The organism is Microcoleus sp. A6-C6, from assembly GCF_036705955.1.
In the GTDB taxonomy this organism is placed as follows: Bacteria; Cyanobacteriota; Cyanobacteriia; order Cyanobacteriales; family Microcoleaceae; genus Microcoleus.
The window spans coordinates 72696-96716 of record NZ_JAUBVR010000014.1 but is presented as its reverse complement, the minus strand read 5'-3'; the positions used below and the strand labels follow the sequence as shown (position 1 = coordinate 96716).

The following is a 24021-nucleotide window of genomic DNA, read 5'->3' as shown; positions in this document are numbered from 1 at the left end:
CCGCTTTTAAGTAGGCTTTTAGCTGTTCTTGGTCTGAGGGTGTCATTTTTTTTACCTCATCTTTATTTGGCAATTTTACTAGCTTTTTCATTTTAACCCTTTTTTGGCATACTCGCCAAAGTGAGATGCACCCGTACAAAGCGCAACTAAGTTTTCTAAGCGATTGTCCTCCGGTATCCGATTGCGATGGTGTACCGCCAAAGTTAAAGCACACCGTTCAGATTTAGTTAAGCCGCTTTGTTTGCCGGGTCGGAGGCATTGTTGATGGCACTTTGCACAGCGCCAAAGAGCGTTTTCTTTCACCGAGAACGCAATCTCTTGCCAATTGTGGGGATACCTCTTGGGTTTAGGCATAGCGGTAAAAGCTCATCTTTTCAAAATATGGCGATCGCTCTGTTATCGAAGTGAAAGTAAATTCAAAGTTGTCAGCAGTTAATCAACTTCAACGCTGTCTTGATTTTCCCACAGCAATTCTACAATTAGCTGAAAATCTTCAACGCTGGGCTTATACTCGCAAGCTACGAACCAAGATTCGGTTAAAGCCGCCCACTGTTCGGGAGTCTCAGGTTTTTGGCGCACGGCTGGTGAGGAAATTGCTTGTGGGCCCCGACCGGGCTTATTCCCAGCCTGAGCAGTTGTAGTTCTAACGGGGTATAGTTACTGCTGGCGTGGATGTCGGTTTTAAATCCTGCGGAGCCACTGCGCTAAGGCGATCGTTCAGAATGATGCAATTTGGCATTCAGTGCGTAAGTCCTAACCGCGATTATGATTAACATAAGTAGGTCAACTTACCTTATATTATGGCAGATCCAATACAACCACCAAGTAAAATGCTACAGGAGGCACCCCAAGCCGATACTGAAGAGAATCCCGATATAAAAACTCATACAATCTCGTCCAGACTGCTCAAAGCGATTCAAGCCCCGACCCCCAGTGAACTCCTTGCCAAGGCAAACTACATGAATCGCAAGCATGAACCGGGGAGCATTGATTTTACTGAGGGTGACGCTCACGAACTGCCCCCACCAGGCTTTGTAGAAGCCCTTCAACGCTGGAGCATTCCGCAAAATGAGAGTTGGTTTGGTTACAAAGACAACCTTCCACAGGCACGAGTCACTGTATCAGAAGGTCTGAAGATGCAACGCGGACTCGCGATCGCACCTGAAGATATTTTCCTGACCAATGGTAGTCTGATTAGTCTGAATATTTGTCTTCAGATGGTGACCGAAATAGGAGACGAGGTGATTATCATCACCCCACCTTGGCTAAACTACAGGCGGATGATTCATGTTGCTGGTGCAGTTCCGGTTGGCGTTTCCGTCAATTCAACTACTTTTGATTTGGATCTCGATGCGATCGCGGTTGCCATAACTGAACGTACCAGAGCGATCATTATCAATTCACCCCACAACCCCACAGGCAAGATATTTTCAGCAATAACCCTACAACAATTAGCAAATCTGCTCACCAATGCCTCCCATCGCTACGGTAAACCCATCTACCTGCTTTCCGATGAAACCTTCAGCCGCATTGTGTTCGATGGACAAACTTGTCCGAGTCCCACCCAGTTCTACCCCTTTTCCTTCCTCATCTATGGTTACAGTAAAGTCTGGATGGCTCCTGGTCAACGCATCGGCTATATTGCCTTGCCACCGACAATGCCTGAACGGGAATCCATACGGCGCATAATTCGTACACTACAAGGCAGTCCCTTTGGTTGGTGTTTCCCCAGTGCATTGATGCAATATGCCCTCGTTGACTTGGAGCCACTCACCATCGATAGGTCGCATCTACAACGCAAACGCGATTGGATGGTGAAGGCACTCCAGGAAATGGGTTACAAGTTACAAATACCTGAAGGGACATTCTTTTTGTTAGTAGAGTCACCTTGGTCAGACGATTGTGCTTTTGCCGAATTGCTAGCCAGCCACGATGTTTTTGTCTTCCCTGGAACGCTCCAGGAAATACCGGGTTATTTCCGAATTTCTCTGACTGCCAACCAAGACATGATTTCCCATGCCCTGCCAAAATTCCAAGCAGCTATAGAACACGCTACTGCCAAAGCATTTGGTGGAGTTTAGTCTGAAGTTTTTTTTCCAGATCGAACGGTAATATAACATTATAAAATACTAGAGACATTCTGATGGCGACTTACAATAATATTCTGGAAGCAGTAGGCAGAACTCCGCTGATTAAACTTAATAGCATTAGTCAAGAAATTCAATCAACAATTTATAGCAAGGTAGAATACCTTAATCCGGGTGGTAGTACGAAAGATAGAATAGCTCTGTCCATGATTGAAGCCGCAGAGAAAGCAGGAAAACTGCTTCCCGGTGGGACAATAATTGAGGCAACAGCAGGAAATACGGGAGTTGGTCTGGCGCTAATCGCTGCGATTAAAAAATATCGCTGCATATTTGTGATGCCGGATAAAATGAGCCAGGATAAAATTAACTTACTTAAAGCTTATGGAGCGGAAGTAGTAATTACGCCGACATCAGTTCCGCCTGACTCTCCAGAAAGTTTCAACGGTGTAGCAGAAAGACTTACTAAAGAAATATCAGGAGCTTATAGACCGGATCAATTTACTAATCCTAATAATTCATTAGCCCATTACTTAACGACTGGGCCAGAGATTTGGTCAGACAGCAATGGGAAAGTTGATGTTTTTGTCGCCGCGATGGGAACAGGTGGCACAATTTCGGGAGTTGGCAAATATCTGAAAGAACAAAATCAAAATATAGTAATTGTTGGTGCAGATCCCGAAGGTTCAATCTTCTCTGGTGACACCCCCAAACTTTACAAGGTTGAGGGAATTGGTGAAGATTTTATTCCGAAGAACTTTAACCGCCAAGTAATAGATGAAATGGTCAGAGTGAGCGATCGCGAGTCTTTTAATATGGCTCGTCGTTTAGCGCGAGAAGAAGGTTTATTAGTGGGAGGCTCTTGCGGTACAGCAGTAGCAGCAGCCCTTAAATATGCAGCCAGATTATCAGAACCGAAACAGATTGTAGTGCTGTTACCAGATACAGGAAGAAACTACATAAATAAAATCTATTCTGATACCTGGATGCAAGAAAATGGTTTTTGGGAAGAACCCACCAAAAAAACAATAAAACTTCAAGAGATACTTGCCCACAAACAAGATTTTCGCTCACTCGTTTCTGTGAGTTCGCAAGACACCTTGAGTCAAGTCATCGAAGTTATGCAAAAACTGAACATCTCACAAGTTCCCGTTATGGAAAACTATCACATCGTTGGCAGTTTAAATGAAGCAGCTTTAATGAAACTACTGTATGAAGGGATTAATTTTTCTCACCAAAAAGTTGCGCCTGTTATGAGTAAACCTTTACCGATTTTAGATGAGAAAGTCGATATTTCCGAAGCTTATAGAGTTCTTTTATCAGGAACTAATGGTATTATAGTTGAGCAAAATAGTATTCCTGTAGGATTAATTACGAGAACTGATTTAATTAAATATTGGGTCAACCAAACTGACCGTCTGAATCATGAATGAGAAATAGTTTTATTCCCTCAAAATATAGTTAGTTAGAATGAATAATTTAGTTTTTTTAACTGCTCATCAATTAGCAAAAGCAATCCGCGTTCGCCAAGTATCTTCAACAGAAGTAATAGAAGCTTATTTGAGTCAGATTGCTCAATACAACCCAGGACTAAATGCGATTGTGACTCTGGATGCGGAAAATGCGATCGCGCAGTCGAAAGTGGCAGATCGAGCATTAGCTCAAGGAGAAAATTGGGGGTTCTTACATGGAGTACCCGTAACTATCAAAGACACCCTCGAAACCAAAGGATTACGCACAACCAGCAGTTATCAACCCTTAGCTAATTATGTCCCAAAGCAAGATGCTACCGTCATCGCTCGACTGCGCGCTGCTGGAGCAATTATTTTGGGCAAGACGAATACACCACAACTAGCTGATAACTTTCAGACCAATAGCCCTCTGTTTGGTAGAACAAACAACCCCTGGAACCATGAATATACGCCCGGTGGCAGCACTGGGGGTGGGGCGAGTGCTATAGCTGCGGGGTTATCCCCTCTTGAACTTGGTAGTGATATTGGTGGGTCAATCCGCGTTCCCTCTCACTTCTGTGGCATTTTCGGCTTGAAACCAACCCAGAATCGCGTATCAACATTTGGACATATTCCAGAATTACCAGGAACGCCTAAAACTATCCACCACTTACAGACAATAGGGCCTCTTGCCCGCTCTGTAGAAGATTTGCGATTGTGTCTGTTACTGATTCAAGATCCAGACCCCCGCCAGCCAGAATTAATACCGATATCCACACAAGTTAACCCAGTAACCGCGCTACAATCGTGCCGCTACGCTTGGACAGAAGGTTTTGGTGAGATTCCAGCCACCGCTCAAACCAAAGCTGCTTTAGAGAAATTAGCATCATCCCTGACAGATCTAGGATGCTGTGTAGAGCAACACAACGAGCCGCCAAATTTTGATAGCAATTCGGTACGCGATACTTACCTCGATATTTATAATTTTGAATTGGGTTTATCCCAGCCAAACCTAACGCAGATTCAACAGCAACAACGATATGTCACGGCCCTCATTCAGCGTGATATTCTGATTGCTAATATCGAAAGTTTCTTATCTAATTGGGATGCTTGGCTGTGTCCAGTAGTGCCAGTGCCTGCTTTCACCCACCGTCAGCCAGGAGAACTCATTGAGGTGGATGGTCGCGAGTTCTCTTATTTGACCACAATAGGTGCTTACGTAACAATTTTCAATTTAACTGGCAACCCTGCCGTAGTGCTGCCCTTTACACAGTCACAAGAAGGACTACCTATCGGCGTTCAAGTGGTAGGACGGCGCGGAAGCGATCTGAAACTGCTAGAGATTGCGGAAAAATTAACTCAAGTAACTGGTTTTTTTCAACGCCCGCCTGGGTATTAGCTCGCGCAGACGGGAATCCCCACATTATATCGCTTCGATTAGTGTGGGATGAAAGACGCGGTGAGACTCCTGATTCCACCTGTCAACCAATTCAAAACTATGTTTTGACCGATGACGGGTGGATGACGAGGCGAACAAATTATTTTATTCGACTTTTTTCAATCATTCCTGTCTCTAGTTGAGATTGGGCAATAAAAGTTAATACTTAACAGAAGTTTCTTTGAATGTATAAATAAAATATTTATTCGCGTACTTGACATAAAGTAACGCATTCAAGTATATTAATACTAATTGATAAGTCGTGACTGAAATTACACATTCACCGCTTAAATGAGAACTTCTTACCAGTATCGATTACGTCCAACAAAATTACAAGCCATTGAGATTGACAGATGGCTGTCAATGTTATGTGCACAGTACAACTATTTGTTGGCAGATCGATTCAACTGGTACGAGCAAAATCGTTCATCCATTAATGCGTGTCCCCTAGTTTGCTACTTACCTGAACTGCGGGACAATCCCGATTACTACACCCAGAAAAAAACGTTACCTCAACTCAAAAAGACCCATCCTTGGTATGCCGAGATTTACTCTCAAGTCCTCCAAGATGCAGTTAAACGAGTTAAGGTAACGTTTGATCGTTTCCTCAAAGGTGATGGTAACGGAAAACGCAGCGGTAGACCAAGATTTAAACAACGCAGTCGTTACCGCACGTTCACCTATCCTCAAATTAAAGACGGCTGCTTGCAAAACAACTTAATTAACTTGCCCATGTTCGGAAAAGTTAAAGTTGTTTTGCACCGTTCGATACCTGATGGATTCAAAATCAAAACCGTCTCTATTACCAAGAAAGCTGACGGGTACTATGTCACTCTCAGTTTAGAAGATTCTACAGTCCCTGAAATTAAACCAGATTTTAATCCTCAAAAGATTGTTGGAATTGATGTTGGGCTGAAGGATTTCTTGACAACATCAGAAAACGAGACTGTGGCAATTCCTCAACATTACCGCAAAGCTCAAAAGCGCCTGCGAACTATTCAGAAGCGAGTCTCGCGTCGTAAAAAAGGCAGTAACCGCAGGCAAAAAGCAGTCAAACAACTGGGGAAATGTCACAAAAAAGTAGCAGACAAACGCAAAGATTTTCATTTTAAAACTGCCAATAATTTATTGCAAAAATATGATGTTGTTGCAGTTGAAGATTTGAATGTTAAAGGACTTGCTCGTACAAAACTAGCTAAATCTGTGTTGGACGCTGGGTGGTCAAGCTTTCTGTCGATTCTAACAAACAAAGCCGTAAATGCTGGTCTGTTGGTAATCCCAGTAAGTGCCTATAATACTTCACAAGATTGTTCTGGTTGTGGCGAAAAAGTACAAAAAAAGCTGCATGAAAGATGGCACGACTGCCCACATTGTAGATGTAGTCTTGACCGCGATCATAATGCTGCGATAAATATAAAAAATAGGGCGGTGGGTCATCCCGTCTTTAACGCTCAGTCAATGTCCGAAGCAATAGCTGGAGTCACTGAGAAGCCTACGCCATACTGTACTCAGTTGGCGTAGGAGTATGTCACAGGAATTATCCAACCATTTTCTATGCTAAGTAACATTTTTCTAGTTGCGATCGGCGTTTTACTTGTGGTAGTAATTTGCCCCTACTTCAAACAGGAAGTAGCCCGACGACAAACAGCGGAAGGGGTGCTGCGACAACAAACCGATCGCGAACGGTTAGTCAATCAAATTGCTCAACACATTCGCCAGTCTCTGGATTTGGAAAAAGTGTTAGAAACGACTGTGGCAGATGTGCAGCGCTTTCTGGAAGCCGATCGCGTTCTCATTTACCGCCTGTGGCCAGACGGAACGGGCAGCGCCATTAACGAAACAGTGTTACCCCCTTATCCCGTCATTTTAGGAAGATCCTTCCCAGCAGAAGTGTTTCCCAGGGAGTACCATCAAGCTTATTCTCTAGGAAAAACCCGTCTGATTGCCAATATTGAAGAAGCCGATCTCGAACCTTGTCTGACTGATTTTGTTCAACAATTTGGAGTCAAAGCCAAATTAGTTGTCCCCATCATCCAAGAACATCGGGAGGTTGAGGGAAATCCTTCTGTACCATATCTTTGGGGGTTATTGATTGCTCACCAATGCGATCGCCCGCGCACCTGGGAAACCTGGGAATTGGAGTTAATGCAGCAACTAGCGACGCAGGTGGCGATCGCCATTCAACAGTCTGAATTATACCAACAGCTTCAACAACTCAACGCCGAACTAGAACAGCGCGTCCAACAACGCACCGCAGAATTAGCTCACGCAAACGTCGCCCTGCGAGCCGAAATTGGCGAACGACAGCGCACCGAAGTAGAACTGCGCCACACCAACCACACCCTACAAACCCTGATTACCGCTTCTCCTCGCGCTATCTTCACACTGGATATAGAGGGGTACGTCAAGATTTGGAACCCTGCCGCCGAACAGATGTTTGGTTGGACTGAAGCAGAAGTCATCAACCATCCCAACCCAATTTTTATCGACGATCCCTTAGAAGACTATTCCACCCTCCGCAGCAATCTTTTGCAAGGAATCACATATAGTAGAGTCGAACTGCGCCGCCACAAAAAAGACGGTAGTGCGATCGACATTATATTTTCCGCTGCCCCCTTAAAAAATAGTGAAAATCAGATTGACGGCATTGTCGCAGTGATTGCCGACATTACCGAACAAAACCAACAGGCACAACAGGTGCGGCTACTCCAGTCCGTTGTCGTCAACACAAATGATGCCGTCGTCATTACCGAAGCCGAACCGATTGACGAACTTGGCCTGCGCATTATCTATGTCAATGAAGCATTTACCAAGATCACCGGATATAGCCCAGAGGAAGTTCTGGGCAAAACACCCCGGATTTTGCAAGGTACAAAAACCGATTCCGCAGAATTAGACAAAATTCGGAGCGCCCTCTCCCGTTGGGAATCAGTCACCGTTGAAGTGATTAACTACCGCAAAAATGGCTCCGAATATTGGAATGAATTCAGCATTGTCCCCGTAGCCGATCGCACAGGTTGGTATACTCACTGGATCGCCATACAGCGAGACACAACCGGACGAAAACAAGCAGAACAAGCCCTGCGACATAGCGAAGAACGATTTCGATCGCTAATTGAAAATGCTCTAGACATCATTATGATTCTCAATACAGATGGCACCATCCACTACGTCAGCCCTTCTGTAGAAAAAGTCTTAGGATATCCAGTCTCTGAACTCGTGGGCAATAAAATATTTGAACCAATTCATCCAGATGATTTTGCCACTACATACCACAGCCTCACCAATACTCTTCAAAGTGCAGAAATCAGCCCTCCTCTTGAGTTCCGATATCGCCACAAAGATAACTCTTGGAGAACCTTGGAAGCGATTAGCCAGCCTTTTATAGACAATGCCGCTACCACACAAATTATAGTCAATGCTCGTGATATCACCGAAAGAAAACGACTCGATGAAATTCGGTTAGCGCTGGAGCGTGAAAAAGAACTCAGTATTCTCAAAACCCACTTCTTCTCAATGGCATCCCATGAATTTCGCACCCCACTCAGTACCGCTCTGGCAGCAGCTCAAGTCCTAGAAAACAGTCCAGGCGCATGGAATGACTCCGAAAAGCGACTGAGAAACCTGCATCGAATTCAAGATTCTGTCAGGAATATGGTGCAGTTGCTCGATGATATTTTAACCATCAATCGGGCCGAAACTGGGAAACTAGAATTTAATCCAAAACTTTTGGTTTTAGACAAATTTTGCCATCAATTTGTCGAAGAAATTCGGCTCAGTACAGCCAGTCAGTATACCCTGACGTTTACCTGTGAAGGAAATCCCATTCCTGTTTGTTTGGATGAAAGGTTGTTGTCTTCTATTCTATCTAATATCTTATCCAATGCGATTAAGTATTCGCCGAAAGGAGGCAATGTTCATCTTGGTCTAGAGTTTCAGTTAGACGCAGTTATCCTCCAGGTTCAAGATCGAGGAATTGGCATTTTTCCTGAAGATAGAAAGCAATTATTTGAACCATTTCACCGAGGCAAAAATGTCCGAACCATCCCTGGCACAGGATTGGGATTGATCGTGGTCAAAAAATGCGTTGACTTACACCAAGGCACTATTCAAATTACCAGTGAAGTCGGCCTTGGCACAACCTGCATGGTAACGCTGCCGTTACTATAGCAGCAGGAAGTTCGGCCACGCGCAATGTACGGGATTTCAGTTGACAGTTGACAGTTGACAGTTGACAGATGAGGGCGACCTCTACCTAGAAGGAAGAGGATTGAGTAATGAATCGTCTTCTTTTAATTTCTCCTTTTTAGAGACAGGCTTTAAACCAATTTTTTCTGGTAACGGGTGGATGGAAGAAGGGAAATGCTTTTAATTCTTAACTTTTCTGTCTGCGACGGAACCAAGCGAAGATATTCAAATCTCCCTGCATTTTCTGCAATTCCTGCTGGTGCTGCTTGGCTGTAGCATAATACCACTGGCAATAAAGCTCAAATTCTTGACGGTACTTAACTTCGTCGTAAAACTCGCGGACAACTTGGTGTCTCTGAAAAATTTCGGCCGTTGGAGTCGGTTCTGGGACAATGTTTTGTAGCTCGTGGGGCAACATAACTGTTTGGGGGCGACTGTGGCAAATATTGGTGTAATGACTTTAAGCTAACACAGTTGACAGTTGACAGTTGTCAGTTGACAGTTGACAGTGGGAATTCTTGCATCCGTTACACCCGCTACACAATCCGCTGCCGAACTTGCTTCTTAGCTTAAGATATTCAATCTAAAATCCCAAATCTAAAATCTAAAATCTGCTAAAGCCATCCGCGCAGCCGATAGACGATTAAGCCGATGTATTCTTTCAAGGCTTTAGTTGACTGATGTAGATAATAGGTATCAGGCAATAAGTCCAGCGCGAATCCTAGCCCGTTGCTTTGAGATGCTGCGATATTCTGCTGCGTTATCTGAAAGTCGGTTGGCGCTGCAATTACTTTTATTCCCTGACGCTTAAAAATTAAGAGGGATCGAGTCATGTGCATCGCCGATGTCACTAACAAAACGGGCTTTTTGATGCCTTTAGTATCTAAGATTTGCCGCACGTTGACGGCATTTTGATAGGTGTTGTGGGAATCGGGATCTTGCAGAATTGCTGATGCCGGTACGCCCATTGTTTGGGCAATTTCTGCCATATCTGCCGATTCGGGAGAGCCCCCACCTTTCCAGTCTACTCTGCCACCACTGAGCACTAACAAGGGAGCTTTGCCTTGACGGTACAGTCGGGAAGCGTATATTATACGATCGCCCGCTTCACCCAATTCTACCCAAGGACGGGGTGCTAGGGCTGCTTTGACACCGCCACCCAAGACGATAATCGCTTCAGCTTGGGGGAGTTCGGCGGTTGGTAAATTTTGCCATTCGAGCGATCGAACTAAGGATTTTGACACCCAACCGCTACTTCCGAGTAGTAAAATAATTAGAGCCCCAGCCATTGGCGCCACCGCCCATTTTGGACGCTTCCAAAGTGTGATTAAAGCTGCTATCATTAACAGGCAACTCAACCCCAAAGGATAAATCAATAGCGGCAGAAGTTTAGACAAAAATAGAAACATTCAGCAAGTAATTCAAATTGCTCGTTAGCGGGAATGGGTAATCGGTAAGTAGTAATTTGGTTGACCAAAGCACAGGGGATTTAAGCCCCCACCTTTAGGTGGATTGTTTTTAGTCGGGGGCTTAAATCCCCAGCCTCAAAACTTCGCTGTCAACTGTCAACTGTCAACTGTCAACTGTCAACTGTTAACGCAGGTTTTATTTTTTATTATTGAGTTGTGAATTTTGAACTCTTTAACTGCCAGAGCAAAACTCAATATTAAAAACTTTTTTTGGTGCTATCGGCGATCTTCGGGTTCTGACAGCCAGTCCAAGAATGAAGTAGCTTCACGCCGGGAGGTTTTGTATTTATGCCCGTCTACTTCCACTACTTCTTTGTTGAGGATAGCATCAGATTTTTTATCCTGAGAACCTGTATTCGGGTTGAGTAGTAGTTCGTTGTGCCACCAAGCGACAGTTAAACCTACTGCCACGCCGCCGAGGACACCAAGGCCTAGACTTATGGGCAGACTACATCCTACTAAGCGAAACCCAACGGTAAACAGCACAAACCAGATTATCGCGGGGTTAAACCCCTTGGAGTCTCCGTTAAATTTTGCCATGAGCTGCAAGTTGTTTTTGTAATAATACAGAAAGATATTGACAATATTAGCAGACAATGAATTTGGCAAGGGCGATCGCAGTGCAACTACTCCCCACAAATCAAGTTTAATTGTACCTCTAAGTCTTGCGCGGTATCTATAATGTTTACAGAAATTTTCTCAAATTCTGTAAAAGGTTCTGCTTCTGCTTGCTGCGAGATCAATAGTTCTGCTGTCGCGTCGGCAATATCGCCCCGGCGCTGTTGCAGCCGTTCTCGCAATACAGCAATTGGTGCGGTGCAGTAAACGATTTGCCAGGACAAGCCGTGGGATTGAGCCAGATTTATCGCATCGGTTCTCAAGTTTTGGCGATCGAACTTAGCATCTAAAATCACATCCCAACCTCGGTCAGCCAGAACCATACCCAACTCTAACAATCTACCATAAGTCTGCGCTGTCATTTCATCCGAATACAAATCTTGTCCGCCGCGTTCATTTAAAGGAATTCCGCCTAAATGTTTGCGAACAGCATCGGATCGAATCTGAATTGCACCTGTGCGGGCTGCCAAATATCGAGCCACCGTACTCTTCCCAGAACCAGATAAACCAGACATCAAAGTTAACTTTCCCCGGCGCGGTTTTGTGTATTCCCAAGCTAATTTATAGTAATGAGCGGCTGTCTGTAAAATCTGTGCTTTTTCATCAGTTGAAACCGAGGCATCGTCCAACATTAACGAAGTTACTTTTGCTCTAACATAAGCTTGACGGCTCAAATACAGCGGCAGAACTTGCAGTCCTTCCCAATCGCCAGTTTGTTCGATGTAAGTATTGAGAAAAACATTGCCTAAATCTCTGCGCCCCCGCGATTCCAAATCCATGACTGTAAAAGCAATATCGTACATAACATCAACAAAGCGAAAAGGCTCGTTAAATTCAATGCAGTCGAACAGCAATATTTTATTTTGCCACAATGCTATATTCCGCAAGTGTAAATCTCCGTGACATTCGCGAATTTTATTATTAGCTATCCGCTGCTTAAACAACTCTTGATTTTCGGCAAAAAACGCATCAGTATAATCTTTAGTTTCCTGATATTGTGTCTGAGTCTGCGGCCCGCCGATATATTTTTGGGAAATCAGGTAATTGTTATCTATTGCTGTGCGAATCTGACTGACTTCGCCAAATGTGCGAATGTAGCTATCACTAATTGCCGTGCTGTGAAACTTGGCAACTTCCCGCCCTAAGTCTGCCATCAGTTGCTCCGTCAACTGTCCGCGTTCCAACAAACTGAGCAACAGCGAATCTTGAGGGAATTCCCGCATTTTCAGCGCGTACTCTACAACAACTTCTGCTGGAGTTATCTCAGGTGAATTACTGCCAAAGTGAAACTTATCGTCGCTTTGAATAATTGGCAAAACTTCTAGATAAATTTCCGGTGCTGTGCGTCGGTTCATCAGCAATTCTTGGGTGCAGAAATGCTGCCGTTTTTCCAGCGTTGAATAATCTAAAAAGCCAAAATCGACTGGTTTCTTGATTTTGTAAGTATAATCTCCTGTCAGCAGGACAAAGGAAATGTGAGTCTGAATTAGCTGCACTGGTTCTGTGACGCTGTGGGGGTAGAACCCAGGCTGTAACATTTGCTGAATCAGAGCTGGGAGACAAGTATCAATCATATTGATTTTGGATTTTGGATTTTAGATGTTGCATTGAAGCCGATTTATTATAGAGTTGATAGTTAGCGTAAACCAAAAATTAGTGATGACAGAAAATAATCAAGAATCCGGTTCTGTGGATGTGTTTGGCGTGGGCAATGCCCTGGTAGACATCTTAGCATTAGTCGAAGATGATTTTGTGGTCAAGCACGGGCTGAATCGTGGCGGGATGACGCTGATGGATTCGGAAACCCAGGGGGGCATTTTGCACGATTTGGAACACACTTCGCTGCAAATGCGATCGGGGGGTTCTGCGGCTAATACGATGATTGGTTTGGCTCAGAGTGGCGGTAAAGGCTATTATTCTGGGAAGGTTGCTAAGGATACTAACGGCGAATTTTACCGCAAAGATTTGCTGGAGGCGGGGATTGATTTTAATGTGCATCCTGCTGAGTCGAACGGGCCGACTGGTACTTGTGTCGTGCTGACTACGCCGGATGCGGAACGCACTCTGTGTACTAATTTGGGGGTTTCTACTACTCTGGCGGCGACTGATATTGATGTCGATCGCCTGTCTCACTGCAAGTATAGTTATGTTGAGGGCTATCTTTGGGATGCTCCAGAACCGAGAAAGGCTAGTATTGAGACGATGGAACAGTCTAAGCATCTGGGTGTGAAGGTGGCTTTTACTTTTTCGGATGGCTTTTTGGTCGATCGATTTGCGGATGATTTTCACAAGGTGGTTTCGGAATATTGCGATGTGATTTTTTGCAATGCTGATGAAGTTCGCAGTTTTTTCAAGGAGGAATCTCTGGAAGAGTGTGCTCGGAAAATGAGCGAAATTTCCGATTTGGCTTTTATCACGAATGGGGATAAGGGCTGCATGGTGGTGGAGAATAAACAGATTGTGGATGTGGCTGGATTTCCCGTAAAGGCGATCGATACTGTGGGTGCTGGTGATGCTTTTGCCGGCGGTGTTTTGTTTGGGCTTACTAATGGTTTGAGTGCTACAAAAGCGGCTCGTTGGGGCAATTATTTGGCTTCTATGGTGGTGCAGATTCATGGTCCCCGTCTTGAAGGTTCTCAGGCTCATTTACTGAATCAGGTGATTTCTGGTTAGTAATTGAAAATGGGCGATCGCTCTTTTTGACGCACCGGGCGATCGCACTTTTGAACCGCAGATGCACGTTGATGGACGCGGATGGGGGGAAGGGGGAGATCTCTTTTTGACGTACCGGGCGATCGCCCTTTTGAACCGCAGATGCACGTTGATGGACGCGGATGGGGGAACGGGCGATCGCCCTTTTGAACCGCAGATACACGCGGATGGACGCGGATGGGGGAAAGCTGTACTTTTGATGGTAATAGCAATCTCTCTGAGTCTGTTTGTGCTAATCTTAAAAGGCGATCGACATTACCAATTAACAGTTTTTAATGCTTTATGTCTAAGCAATCAGTCATTACAGAACATATTGAAATTACGCCTGGAGTGCTTGGCGGTAAGCCGCGCATTGCTGGTCATCGAATCGCAGTAGCACAAATTGCACAGATGTATCTGAAGATGGGAGAATCCATAGAAGACATTGCTAGAGATTATAATTTATCGCCAGCTTCGGTTCATGCAGCAATGGCTTACTATTACGATCATCGAGAAGAAATTGACCGCCGTACTGCGATCGGAGATGCTTTTGTCGAAGAGTTGAAGCGTAACAGTTTACCCTCTCCTTTGCAGGAAAAATTGAGGGCAATTAGAGGTGAGTGAACGCATTCGCTTTCATTTGGAGGAAAATGTTAAATCGGCGGTGGCGCGAGAGTTACGCCGACGATTAATTGATGTTACAACAACTATTGAGGCCCGATTGCTTGCTCAGAGTGACGAATTGCAGTTAGCATTTATCTGTGAACAAAAGCGGGTAATTATGACTCACGATGATGATTTTTTAACGATCGCTAGTCTTAGCAGCGAGCATCCAGGTATTGCTTATTGTAAGCAGGGGACTCGTTCGATCGGACAAATCATTGAAGGTCTAGTTTTGATTTATGAAGTGTACAAGCCTGACGAAATGGTCGGGCGTGTTGAGTTTTTGTGAGAAATGGTAAGGTCGATCGCGCTTTTGAACGGCAGATGCACGCTGATGGACGCGGATGGGGGAAAGGGCGAGATCTCTTTGGGCCCGTCGCCGTCTTGTGCCTCTGTAGGATGAGCCATAATAGACTAAGCCGCAACTCTTGTAGTGCGATCGATTAATCAGCAACTATCGGACAGTTTGATTTATGCTAATTCAGAAAATCGTTCAAGAATTACAAGACATCCCGGAAGATAAACTCGCAGAAATCTACGATCTGATTCACTATTTTCGCCTCGGATTAGGACGAGAAAAGCCACAGCCTCGCACCCCTGGTTTACTGACGGGACAACTCGGTGATGCTTTTTTTGAATCCCTAGCAGAAGATGAACTAGAACAATGGGAATAAGCTACCTAATCGACACCCATATCCTGCTGTGGTGGCTCTTTGACGATCCCAAACTCAATGCCAAATGCCGGGACATCATTCGCAACCCCGATTTTGATATCATTGTTAGCACTGTTTCAGCCTGGGAAATAGCCACCAAATATCGCATAGGTAAACTTCCCGAAGCCAAACAGATTGTCGAGGAATATTCGCAAATCCTCAACCGATCCCAATTTATGGAATTAGCTATAACTTCAGCCCATGCCCTCCGCGCTGGCAGCCTGCCCATTGCCCACCGCGACCCTTTTGATAGAATGATTATGGCACAAGCTGAACTAGAAAATTTGCCTGTTATTACTTACGACACAGCCTTTCATACGGGGCTGATTCAGGTTATCCCTACTGCCTAATCAAGAGCATCAGCATGGTAAGCTCGATCGCACTTTTGAACCGCAGAGACACGCGGATGGACGGGGATGGGGGAAAGGGCGATCGCTCTTTTGGGATTAAGGTCGATCGCTCTTTTGAACCGCAGATGCACGTTGATGGACGGGGATGGGGGAAAGGGCGATTCACGATCGGGATAGCTACAGCGCGTACTCAGGTAGCAGTTGGACAATAAAACCTAAATCTAGGTTGTTTAATCGTTAATTTTTGTCATTTTTGCAAAATATACTGACTGATAATCTGTTTGAGTTCTTGAAGAGCTTCTATAGCGCTCGGTACATCCACTATTGACAAAATAAATTAGTTTAGCTAAGATAGAATTTAGTTAAAATTGCCAAATATAGCAGATGCACATAATCAGCTATCGGCGAGTGCGTGAATATAGCGAAAGTCATGCTGATTGTCGGGAAGTATTAGATAACTGGTTTAAAATTGCTACGAAAGCCAAATGGTCAAATTTAGTTGAGGTGCAATCTGTTTTTCCTAAAGCAGAAGCAGTTGGAGGTTTTACCGTTTTCAACATCAAAGGCACCAATTATAGATTAATAGTTAGTATCGATTATGAAAGCCGATTGATTTATATCAAATACATTCTTACTCATGCTGAGTATGATAAGGAGAAATGGAAAAATGACCCTTATTTTTAATCCAGATAAATACACAGAGTTATTGTCTCAGTATCAGCCGAAAATCATTAGAACAGAAGCTGAGAATGAAAAGGCTTTGGCTATTGTGGAAGAGTTAATACACCGTCGCGATCGCACTCCTGAAGAAGATGAGTTGTATGAATTGTTGATTGCATTGATTGAAAAATTTGAGCAAGAATATTATGCACCGGGAGTTACGGCTACCCCTAATTCATTGTTGCTATTTTTGATGGAACAGCGATCGCTAAAACCTGCGGATTTGATGGGAATTATTGGCTCTGAAGAAGGAGTGTATGGCTTGGTTAATGGTGAGCGAGATATCAGCAAAGAGCAGGCTGTGATTCTGGGTAGTTTTTTTTATGTAGAGCCGAGTTTGTTTGCTAATTAATGGCTTTTTTAGGGCAGATAGAAGGATAGATTAAGACCGATCGCTCTTTTGAACCGCAGATACACGTTGATGGACGCGGATGGGGGAAAGGGCGAGATCTCTTTTTGACGCACCGGTCGCACTTTTGAACCGCAGATGCACGTTGATGGACGCGGATGGGGAAAGGTCGATCGCCCTTTTTGACGCACCGGTCGCACTTTTGAACCGCAGATGCACGTTGATGGACGCGGAGGGGGGGGAAGGGATCTCGCGCTTAAGCTAATTAAAGGTATCTGGAAAACAGATTTATGGCGGAAAGTAGCGATAAATATCTTTCCGGTGGAGAACCCTTACAAAAGTAATAGTCTCGCCATCAAAATAAAAACCTATTCGATAGTCGCCAACCCGAAGCCGATAGGCCTTGTCATCGCCTTTTAATTTTTTTAAGTTAATAATTGTCTGTAAATTAGTAAGATTGGGAATTTCCTCAAAAACGATCGCTTTGACTTGCTCAAAGACAGGCGCACTTTTAAGAGCTTTTAAATCCTTTAAAAAACTTGGTAAATATTCTACTTTCATTCTTTATCAAGTTCGGCAAGTGCTTCTTGTAAAGTTAACGGCTTTTCATTTTTTACTTGGCGCATAGCCTGGAGAAGTCCTCTATCTTCGATCGCCTCTAGGAGATACTGATAGTCGGTATAGTTGAGAATGACTTGACTGATGTTGCCTTCGGTATCGAATATTAATTCTTTGGCAAGTGGATAGTCTTCTATTTTCATAGATTTTGATGGGTTGGGAGGGAATGATGTTTCTATTTTAACAGCGCACTCCTAAATCGGGATGGACAATCCGCCACTGGTGTCAGCATTTTTCAATGATTTGGAGGCTCCTGATTAAACTGTACCTGCGAAAGCTCTGATAATTCTATGGTAAGGCCGATCGCACTTTTGAACCGCAGATGCACGTTGATGGACGCGGATGGGGGAAAGGGCGAGATCTCTTTTTGACGCACCGGTCGATCGCTCTTTTGAACCGCAGATACACGTTGATGGACGCGGATGGGGGAAAGGGCGAGATCTCTTTTTGACGCACCGGTCGCACTTTTGAACCGCAGATGCACGTTGATGGACGCGGATGGGGAAAGGTCGATCGCCCTTTTTGACGCACCGGTCGATCGCTCTTTTGAACCGCAGATACACACTGATGGACGCGGATGGGGGAAGGGCGATCGCACTTTTGAACCGCAGATGCACGCGGATGGACGCGGATGGGGGAACGGGCGAGATCTCTTTTTGACGCACCGGTCGATCGCTCTTTTATTAACCACAGATGGAGGTGGGCTGAGTGCGAGGCTTGAGTGATTTTGAGATTATTTCCCTGCCACTTTTAGCCTGCTTTTTCTGCCAATCTGCAAACATAGCATCCAAGTCGTAGTTAAATGACTTAGCGTGTTCTTCACGAATTCGGTGAATTTCCTCCAGGATCTCATCTTGCCACATAAATTAACCTCCTAGTAGTTCGTAAGGCGTACACAATATCGGTAATTGGTATCCGAAATCAAGACTAATTTCTGCAAGTTTTCTCTGAATTTGAGCGTTAGCGATATGCTTGCAGTTCCATGTTAGCAGGTAATCTAAACCGTAAACGGTAGCGGTTGCAATATGAACTGCATCATTAGCAGCTTTGGGAGGAAGATTGCTTCGTGTGAGAAATTGTCCTGCTAAGTCTCGTACAGCTTGATTGAGTTCCAGCAATGGAAAGTCGCGAATTATCTCCAAACGTTGAGTCGCAATCTCTGAGTCCCCTTGTACTATTTCGTCCAAAACAACTTGTGAGATATAGAGTCTGAAGTTGCTTCGCCGAAATTCCCACCAATCTCGTGTTACCTCAATGTTTGCAGCTATAATCAGGTTTTTGGTGGTTCTGGCGGTGAGGTAGCCCAAGATACTGGTTTCGATGTAGACAGTTTCACTCATACATAATAGATTGTAACAAATTCTTTGTTAACAATACCATTGCTTGTCTAGCTTAGGGATAAATATCATTGTTACATGGTGTAATATTCTTTTTGAAGTATCGCGCTTGTTGGTATTTATAGAAGATGCGATCGCTCTTTTTGACGCACCGGTCGATCGCGCTTTTGAACCGCAGATACACGCGGATGGACGCGGATGGGGGAAAGGTCGATCGCTCTTTTTGACGCACCGGTCGATCGCACTTTTGAACCGCTGATGCAGGTTGATGGACGCGGATGGGGGAAAGGGCGATCGCCCTTTTTGACGTAAGGGCGATCGCACTTATCTGATTATCCTAAATCACTGTCAAATTGATGGGGACAAAACTACCGCTTAACTGAGTGGGCGATACGCCAACAACAAGACCTAAAGTTTGATTCGATCCGGCAATCTTGATGATGGTATTGCCTTGATCGAAGTTCAGGATTAGGTTAGCTTCTGTTAGTCCTTCTGTCAGTCCAATTTGAGCTGCGCCTAATTGGAAGTCTAAGATAGCATCTGGCAGGAATTCGCCAGTTACAGCGGCATCTTTTGGTAGTACAAAGGTATCGCTGCCGGGGCCGCCGATTAAGATGTCTCGACCTAAACCGCCGTTGAGAGTGTCGTTGCCTTCGTTACCTTTGAGGCGATCGTTGTCTGCACCGCCTAAGATACTATCGTTACCCTGACCTCCAAAGATATTGTCATTTCCGCTATCGCCAGTGAGGATGTCATTGCCTTTATTGCCGTAGATGATGTCATCTCCGCCAAGTCCGGCAAGGGTGTCATCGCCAGCGAAACCAGCCATGCTATCTGCTGCATCAATGCCAACTAAATTGTCGTTTTCAGGGGTTCCTAAAACTTGACGCAGTGGGGGAAGAGTTGGTGTTGGTGTTGGTGTTGGTGGAATATTGTCTGTTCCTGTGGCAGTACCGTCATTTGTGACTGTAGTGCTGGCGAAATCGAAATCATTGGAGATGTCGGAGTCGTATGTTTTACTCGTTATGCTAGAGGTACTGGTGCTCTCTCCATTTGTCGGTGCGGTAACGGTAATGTTAACTGTTGAAATTTGACCTTTGGGTAAATCGCCGAGGTCAAAAGTTAGTTCATTTCCTGACTGCTTGGTGGGGGTGACATTAGCCGAAACAAATTTCGCACCCTCTGGCAAGGTTTCGGTGAGGATTGCATCTTTAGCGTTATCAGTGCCGTTGTTCGTGACGGCAACGGTGTAGTTGACGTTTGTTCCCGGTGTTGCTGTATCGCTATCGGCTGTTTTAGTGACTGATAAATCTGCTGATTCTGTGACTTGAATCGGTGTCGGAGAGTAGCTGAAAACAGGTGCGTTGTTTTCATCCATCGCCATTGCATAGACGTAGTAATCGCCAGTTGCTAAGCCTTGAGTGTTCCAGACGAAGTTACCTGCACCGTCTTTTTCCTCAAGTCCATCTTTGATTAAAATGCCATCGAAACCTTGGTTATCAGTGTCGTAGAATAAGCTAACTTTGGCAGTGGAGTCTGAGTCAAAAGCGTTGTAGTTGATGGTGACATTTTGCCCGCTGACATCTTTAGATGGGGATGTCACTTGAACCGTAGGAGCCTGAGAATCTTCAAAAGCACTGTACTCTACAGTACCTAAAGCAGTGGGATTGGTTAAGTTGATATCCCAAATACCTGGTTGTGGATTGGCTATAACAACTGCCTTGGTAGTTGTGCTGGTGAGGGCATCAACAACTGCAATCTTATTGCCTGCAAAATCGGACTCTTTGAAAATAGCACCATTGGGTGCTTTGATTTCAACTGGAGTATTGCTAGAGGCATTATCCCAGTTGGCGTTGAGAATTATCCACGGTGTTCCTGGGGCAACAGTAAAGCCTTTTATGGCGGATGCTGTTTTATCTGCACTAGCCTCGGTCTGATTGCTAAAGGCTACTCTTTCAGTTAGGCTAGAGGCAGCTATTGAACTGCTAGTTTTAGGCGCTTCTTTCGTTAAGATTTTGACTTTACCGTCGAACGAAATTTCAGCTCCTATTGTAAGAGAAATATCAGGAAGAAACGGTGCAATTTTCTCGAATTTAAATGTGTTTGTAACGCGCGCATAGTCATTAGAGAAATTCTGATCGTTTGTAAAGTCTACAACTAAGCTACTCGAAATTGTTTTATCACCTTTTTCGTTTTTCTTATCATCGCCTTCATTCATAAATGGCAAACGAAGAACTTTAGGAAATTTGAGTTTTGGTTCACCAGTAATTGTGAATCCTTTGGGAGTTACTTTGAAGCTACCATCTATCGAGAATAAGCCATTGAATCCTGAAATTCCACCTTTGATGCTTAGAGAGGAATCTTTGAAATTTGCTGTGATATCAAGATTGCCACCTGCAATTGTATCTTTAAAAAACTTTGCTTCTCCCTTTGCCGTAACGCTATCCCAGAAGTCAACTATGATACCTCCTTTAAATTCACCGAGAGACGAAAATTCCTGGTCACCTCCAGCCCAATCAGGTAATGGGATTTTTACTGAATCGGATAACTGAGGTCCAAATGTTGACTTAAATTCTGCTGCACTAAGTTTTATGTTGGAAAGATTTGGTTCTCCTGCTCGTCGCCGGAAAGGATTAATGTTGTCTAACTTAACTGACCCCCCCTGAAGATAGAAAGCAGTTCCTGCGAGAGGTTTGTTGAGGTTGTCCACTTTTGCAGAAAGTGATTTCAAATCCCAAGGGTTATATGTAATACCAATATCTCCTCCTATCTCTAAGCCATCTTTCTTCCCTGGAGTGTCTGGAAACTTAATTGTAGGTCCCACACTAAACTCCCTTGCAATACTATTCCAAGTAAGTTTGAGATCCTTCAATGCAGCCACTTTATCTAACTTCACATCCCTTTTGATAGTAAATGCTCCGTTGACATCCAACTTACCATTTTTGTACTGTAAGAAATTCTCCCCTGATAGGTCGGCAACAATTTCAGAAATACCAAGAGGTTTTGGAGAATTATCGGGTTTATTAGGAAAAGTATCGAATGTAAACTTGCCTCTCAATTTTAAACTATCTTCAGGTGCAAGATACTCTAAAGATACGTCTGATATTTCCTTGACTCCAACAAGACCGAACAAACTAAACTTCTGAAATCCCTTTATTTCTTTTGTTTTTGAGTTTTTGTCTGGCGAACGGTTGTCAATGACTTTGTTTGATGAAAAATTAAAGCTCGAATTTAGTTTCGGCCCTTTTTCATCAATTATTAAACCGTCTACTGGTAACTGTAGCTGGATATTTCCTAGATCATTAGATAATTTCAAGTCACTCCCAAGGGCAAGGGCATCAGAATTCACACTTAAACTTTTGAAGTCTATATCCAAACCACCAAGCCTGAATTCATTTGGCAGAGTTCCAGCTTCTTCCTCGATTGAGCCAGTTGCAGTTTTTACATCGAGATCAAACTTACCCTTAAATAAAGGTGCTGCTACATCCCCAATACTAGAAAATACTGTCCCATCAACAGTAATTTTATTCTGATCGTATTTGACTGTCCCTTGTGGGATCTTAATCAATGGGAATTTCCCATCTTTGCGTCCAATTTCGATAGTACCCGATGCCTCGTAACGCTTGGTTTTATCGTTGAATATGAATTGACCGTTAACTACTTTGAGTTTTAGTGGATCTAGATCCACTTCACCACTAGAATCGGGTTTGGGAATTTGACTCGGAGGTACAATTGGAGATGGAGGAGGATTTGGAACAGGAGGAGTAGTTGGGGGAGTTGAAATTGGGGGTGTTGGAGTCGGAGTCTCAGTCGGAGTAGGAGTTAGGGGAGTTGGAGTTTCAGTTGGAGTTGGAGTAGGAGTTAGGGGAGTTGGTGTTGGAGTCGGAGTCTCAGTCGGTGTTGGAGTTGGGGTTGGTGTTGGTGTAGGTGCTGGAGTCGCGGTTACAATAGATGTGGCTCCAAAGATATCACCGCTAACACCCGTAACATTTGTATCAAGAGTGCCTACTCCTGTTGCTGGATTAATAATAATCCGCTTGTTAGCTCCGGTGAAACCGACAAGAGTGCTTCCCTCAAAAGACAAGCCAAATACCTCGTTAAAGCCAATGTCACCAATTTTCTTAGATTGACCAGTTAAGGATACGGAGAATAAGCTGTCATTACTGTTGCCAACAGATGTAGCTAAAAAGCGATTACTAACAGGATCGAATAGTAGATCGCCACTAGCATCAAAGTCCGATCCCAGATCGAAAAAAGAGGATGGTTCGGCCGTAGTTTGATTAATAGTGTAGAATTTAGAATCGCCAATTCCATAAAGTATATTACTAGGAGAAAATGCCATACCAACTGTTTTTACACCTGCACCAACGAGGGTTCCAATCAGTGTGGATGAACCTGAGCCTGGATCGACGCTGTACAACTGGCTATCAGTGATGCCAAACAACTTGTTGTCACTAGATAAGGCGATGTCATTTAAACTTGGGCTAGTTGCAATCTTTACAAATTTTCCTGCTGCATCAACGCTTCCGACTTGTCCGCTATCTGTAGAAACTAAAGATGAGGCAGTTCCTAACGAGCTAGTTTTGATTGTATAGTTTCCAGTCTCATTCGTATTCAAGCTAGTAGCTCGGATCGCGTAATTCACACCCGGAACTACTGTGAAACTTAACTGTGAATTCTTAAGACCATTAATTAGGTCATCGTTAAAGGCAATCACTGCACCTGTTGAAGCATTTACCAGTTGTAGGTAACTGTCGATCGCAGTTGAGTCGAGGTTGACCTGAACTTGCTGCCAATTGGAAAACCCACTCAATGTATAGTCATCCGAGAAGCTACCTAATTTTTTAGGATTTTCAAGATCAGTGCTGCTTAAACTCTCATCAATCGTTTGCCCTAAAGTAATATTCGCCATAATCCCATCTCCTCAAAAATATAGTTGCGTGAAAACCAGCAAAGCCCGCCTTGCAAACCTTGCTATATATGTATCAGGGCGCTCATCTGCTTTTTATGCAAATCGCCCGCTTTTTGTAATGAAACTTTACATTGCTCCAACAGCCGTGAAGCGGAGCTATCCCCTAGGGAATCGCCCGATCGCCCGCCAGATTTACCCTAAAACCAGGTAACTCCGATCGCCCTTAATCTCCTCCAGAGGCGCGATCGCACTTCCCCTAGATTGTCGAGTAACACATCAGTAGTCAAACATAACCACAAAGCCAATGCCTGCGTACCTTGTTTTACTTTCGATCTGTAGCCGCAAGCCGAACTCATCACTTCACAATACTCCAGAATCCTGAATCTGTATCGGCTCAACGGCTCATCCTTTGGCTCAACA

The 24021-nt window shown here is 44.2% G+C and carries 27 protein-coding genes; 15 read left to right on the top strand and 12 right to left on the bottom strand.

Features of this window, described 5'->3' with window-relative positions; genetic code table 11:
• Positions 1-432: 432 nt before the first annotated feature.
• On the bottom strand, positions 433-579 hold the full coding sequence (locus QUB52_RS08770) for a hypothetical protein (RefSeq protein ID WP_332975606.1): 147 nt from the start codon (positions 577-579) through the stop codon (positions 433-435).
• A 251-nt stretch (positions 580-830) separates the two neighbouring features.
• Here QUB52_RS08770 and QUB52_RS08765 point away from each other — a divergent pair, with 251 nt between their 5' ends.
• The 5 genes from QUB52_RS08765 (at position 831) to QUB52_RS08745 (ending at position 9143) form a co-directional block, all read left to right on the top strand.
• Complete coding sequence (locus QUB52_RS08765; RefSeq protein WP_332975607.1) at positions 831-2081, top strand: aminotransferase class I/II-fold pyridoxal phosphate-dependent enzyme; 1251 nt, start codon at positions 831-833, stop codon at positions 2079-2081.
• Positions 2082-2143: 62 nt separating this feature from the next.
• Positions 2144-3517, top strand: coding sequence for a cystathionine beta-synthase (locus QUB52_RS08760; protein WP_332975608.1), 1374 nt, complete (start codon positions 2144-2146; stop codon positions 3515-3517).
• Between the two features lie 37 nt (positions 3518-3554).
• The gene (locus tag QUB52_RS08755) at positions 3555-4934 is read left to right on the top strand and encodes an amidase (protein WP_332975609.1); all 1380 of its coding nucleotides are present in this window, start codon (positions 3555-3557) and stop codon (positions 4932-4934) included.
• A 330-nt stretch (positions 4935-5264) separates the two neighbouring features.
• Positions 5265-6494, top strand: coding sequence for an RNA-guided endonuclease InsQ/TnpB family protein (locus QUB52_RS08750; RefSeq protein ID WP_265239700.1), 1230 nt, complete (start codon positions 5265-5267; stop codon positions 6492-6494).
• A gap of 33 nt (positions 6495-6527) precedes the next feature.
• Positions 6528-9143, top strand: coding sequence for a PAS domain S-box protein (locus tag QUB52_RS08745; protein WP_332973047.1), 2616 nt, complete (start codon positions 6528-6530; stop codon positions 9141-9143).
• Positions 9144-9348: 205 nt separating this feature from the next.
• Here QUB52_RS08745 and QUB52_RS08740 read toward each other — a convergent pair whose 3' ends face one another.
• The 4 genes from QUB52_RS08740 to QUB52_RS08725 form a co-directional block, all read right to left on the bottom strand.
• Positions 9349-9579, bottom strand: a complete 231-nt coding sequence (locus tag QUB52_RS08740) for a hypothetical protein (RefSeq protein ID WP_265239983.1) — start codon at positions 9577-9579, stop codon at positions 9349-9351.
• 196 nt (positions 9580-9775) lie between these two features.
• On the bottom strand, positions 9776-10570 hold the full coding sequence (locus QUB52_RS08735) for a YdcF family protein (protein WP_265239984.1): 795 nt from the start codon (positions 10568-10570) through the stop codon (positions 9776-9778).
• A gap of 276 nt (positions 10571-10846) precedes the next feature.
• The gene (locus QUB52_RS08730; protein WP_332973046.1) at positions 10847-11170 is read right to left on the bottom strand and encodes a hypothetical protein; all 324 of its coding nucleotides are present in this window, start codon (positions 11168-11170) and stop codon (positions 10847-10849) included.
• 86 nt (positions 11171-11256) lie between these two features.
• Positions 11257-12822 carry a bifunctional aminoglycoside phosphotransferase/ATP-binding protein gene (locus tag QUB52_RS08725; protein ID WP_265239986.1) on the bottom strand — a complete coding sequence of 522 codons (1566 nt, stop codon included), beginning with the start codon at positions 12820-12822 and terminating at the stop codon, positions 11257-11259.
• Between the two features lie 85 nt (positions 12823-12907).
• Here QUB52_RS08725 and QUB52_RS08720 point away from each other — a divergent pair, with 85 nt between their 5' ends.
• Positions 12908-13921, top strand: coding sequence for an adenosine kinase (locus tag QUB52_RS08720; RefSeq protein WP_265239987.1), 1014 nt, complete (start codon positions 12908-12910; stop codon positions 13919-13921).
• Here QUB52_RS08720 and QUB52_RS08715 read toward each other — a convergent pair.
• Complete coding sequence (locus QUB52_RS08715) at positions 13918-14172, bottom strand: hypothetical protein (RefSeq protein ID WP_332973045.1); 255 nt, start codon at positions 14170-14172, stop codon at positions 13918-13920. The genes QUB52_RS08720 and QUB52_RS08715 overlap by 4 nt on opposite strands.
• 70 nt (positions 14173-14242) lie before the next feature.
• Between QUB52_RS08715 and QUB52_RS08710 the strand changes: the two genes are divergently transcribed.
• The 7 genes from QUB52_RS08710 (at position 14243) to QUB52_RS08680 (ending at position 16737) form a co-directional block, all read left to right on the top strand.
• On the top strand, positions 14243-14563 hold the full coding sequence (locus QUB52_RS08710; RefSeq protein WP_332973043.1) for a DUF433 domain-containing protein: 321 nt from the start codon (positions 14243-14245) through the stop codon (positions 14561-14563).
• Positions 14556-14891 (top strand): DUF5615 family PIN-like protein, encoded by a 336-nt coding sequence (locus QUB52_RS08705; RefSeq protein WP_332973042.1) that lies wholly within the window; start codon positions 14556-14558, stop codon positions 14889-14891. Before QUB52_RS08710 ends, QUB52_RS08705 begins: the two co-directional genes overlap by 8 nt.
• A 184-nt stretch (positions 14892-15075) precedes the next feature.
• On the top strand, positions 15076-15276 hold the full coding sequence (locus tag QUB52_RS08700; protein WP_265239993.1) for a hypothetical protein: 201 nt from the start codon (positions 15076-15078) through the stop codon (positions 15274-15276).
• Positions 15267-15665, top strand: coding sequence for a type II toxin-antitoxin system VapC family toxin (locus QUB52_RS08695; protein WP_265239994.1), 399 nt, complete (start codon positions 15267-15269; stop codon positions 15663-15665). Before QUB52_RS08700 ends, QUB52_RS08695 begins: the two co-directional genes overlap by 10 nt.
• A gap of 14 nt (positions 15666-15679) precedes the next feature.
• Positions 15680-15877, top strand: coding sequence for a hypothetical protein (locus tag QUB52_RS08690; protein ID WP_265239995.1), 198 nt, complete (start codon positions 15680-15682; stop codon positions 15875-15877).
• A 172-nt stretch (positions 15878-16049) separates the two neighbouring features.
• Entirely contained in the window at positions 16050-16349 is a 300-nt protein-coding gene (locus tag QUB52_RS08685) for a type II toxin-antitoxin system HigB family toxin (RefSeq protein ID WP_265239996.1), read from the top strand.
• Positions 16333-16737 carry a helix-turn-helix domain-containing protein gene (locus QUB52_RS08680; RefSeq protein ID WP_332973041.1) on the top strand — a complete coding sequence of 135 codons (405 nt, stop codon included), beginning with the start codon at positions 16333-16335 and terminating at the stop codon, positions 16735-16737. Before QUB52_RS08685 ends, QUB52_RS08680 begins: the two co-directional genes overlap by 17 nt.
• A 285-nt stretch (positions 16738-17022) precedes the next feature.
• On the opposite strand, the gene QUB52_RS08675 is transcribed toward QUB52_RS08680, so the two are convergent.
• Both QUB52_RS08675 and QUB52_RS08670 read right to left on the bottom strand, forming a co-directional pair.
• Entirely contained in the window at positions 17023-17295 is a 273-nt protein-coding gene (locus QUB52_RS08675) for a type II toxin-antitoxin system RelE family toxin (RefSeq protein WP_265239998.1), read from the bottom strand.
• The gene (locus QUB52_RS08670) at positions 17292-17495 is read right to left on the bottom strand and encodes a hypothetical protein (protein WP_332973040.1); all 204 of its coding nucleotides are present in this window, start codon (positions 17493-17495) and stop codon (positions 17292-17294) included. Before QUB52_RS08670 ends, QUB52_RS08675 begins: the two co-directional genes overlap by 4 nt.
• Before the next feature lie 345 nt (positions 17496-17840).
• On the opposite strand from QUB52_RS08670, the gene QUB52_RS08665 reads away from it, so the two are divergent.
• The gene (locus QUB52_RS08665; RefSeq protein ID WP_332973049.1) at positions 17841-18077 is read left to right on the top strand and encodes a hypothetical protein; all 237 of its coding nucleotides are present in this window, start codon (positions 17841-17843) and stop codon (positions 18075-18077) included.
• On the opposite strand, the gene QUB52_RS08660 is transcribed toward QUB52_RS08665, so the two are convergent.
• Both QUB52_RS08660 and QUB52_RS08655 read right to left on the bottom strand, forming a co-directional pair.
• Entirely contained in the window at positions 18036-18215 is a 180-nt protein-coding gene (locus tag QUB52_RS08660) for a hypothetical protein (RefSeq protein ID WP_332968911.1), read from the bottom strand. The genes QUB52_RS08665 and QUB52_RS08660 overlap by 42 nt on opposite strands.
• Before the next feature lie 3 nt (positions 18216-18218).
• The gene (locus QUB52_RS08655; protein WP_332968913.1) at positions 18219-18692 is read right to left on the bottom strand and encodes a type II toxin-antitoxin system VapC family toxin; all 474 of its coding nucleotides are present in this window, start codon (positions 18690-18692) and stop codon (positions 18219-18221) included.
• Positions 18693-18798: 106 nt separating this feature from the next.
• Here QUB52_RS08655 and QUB52_RS08650 point away from each other — a divergent pair, with 106 nt between their 5' ends.
• Complete coding sequence (locus QUB52_RS08650) at positions 18799-18948, top strand: hypothetical protein (protein ID WP_332968915.1); 150 nt, start codon at positions 18799-18801, stop codon at positions 18946-18948.
• Between the two features lie 78 nt (positions 18949-19026).
• Here QUB52_RS08650 and QUB52_RS08645 read toward each other — a convergent pair whose 3' ends face one another.
• On the bottom strand, positions 19027-23601 hold the full coding sequence (locus tag QUB52_RS08645; RefSeq protein ID WP_332973039.1) for a hypothetical protein: 4575 nt from the start codon (positions 23599-23601) through the stop codon (positions 19027-19029).
• A gap of 197 nt (positions 23602-23798) precedes the next feature.
• Positions 23799-23960 carry a hypothetical protein gene (locus QUB52_RS08640; protein ID WP_332973038.1) on the bottom strand — a complete coding sequence of 54 codons (162 nt, stop codon included), beginning with the start codon at positions 23958-23960 and terminating at the stop codon, positions 23799-23801.
• Between the last annotated feature and the right edge of the window lie 61 nt (positions 23961-24021).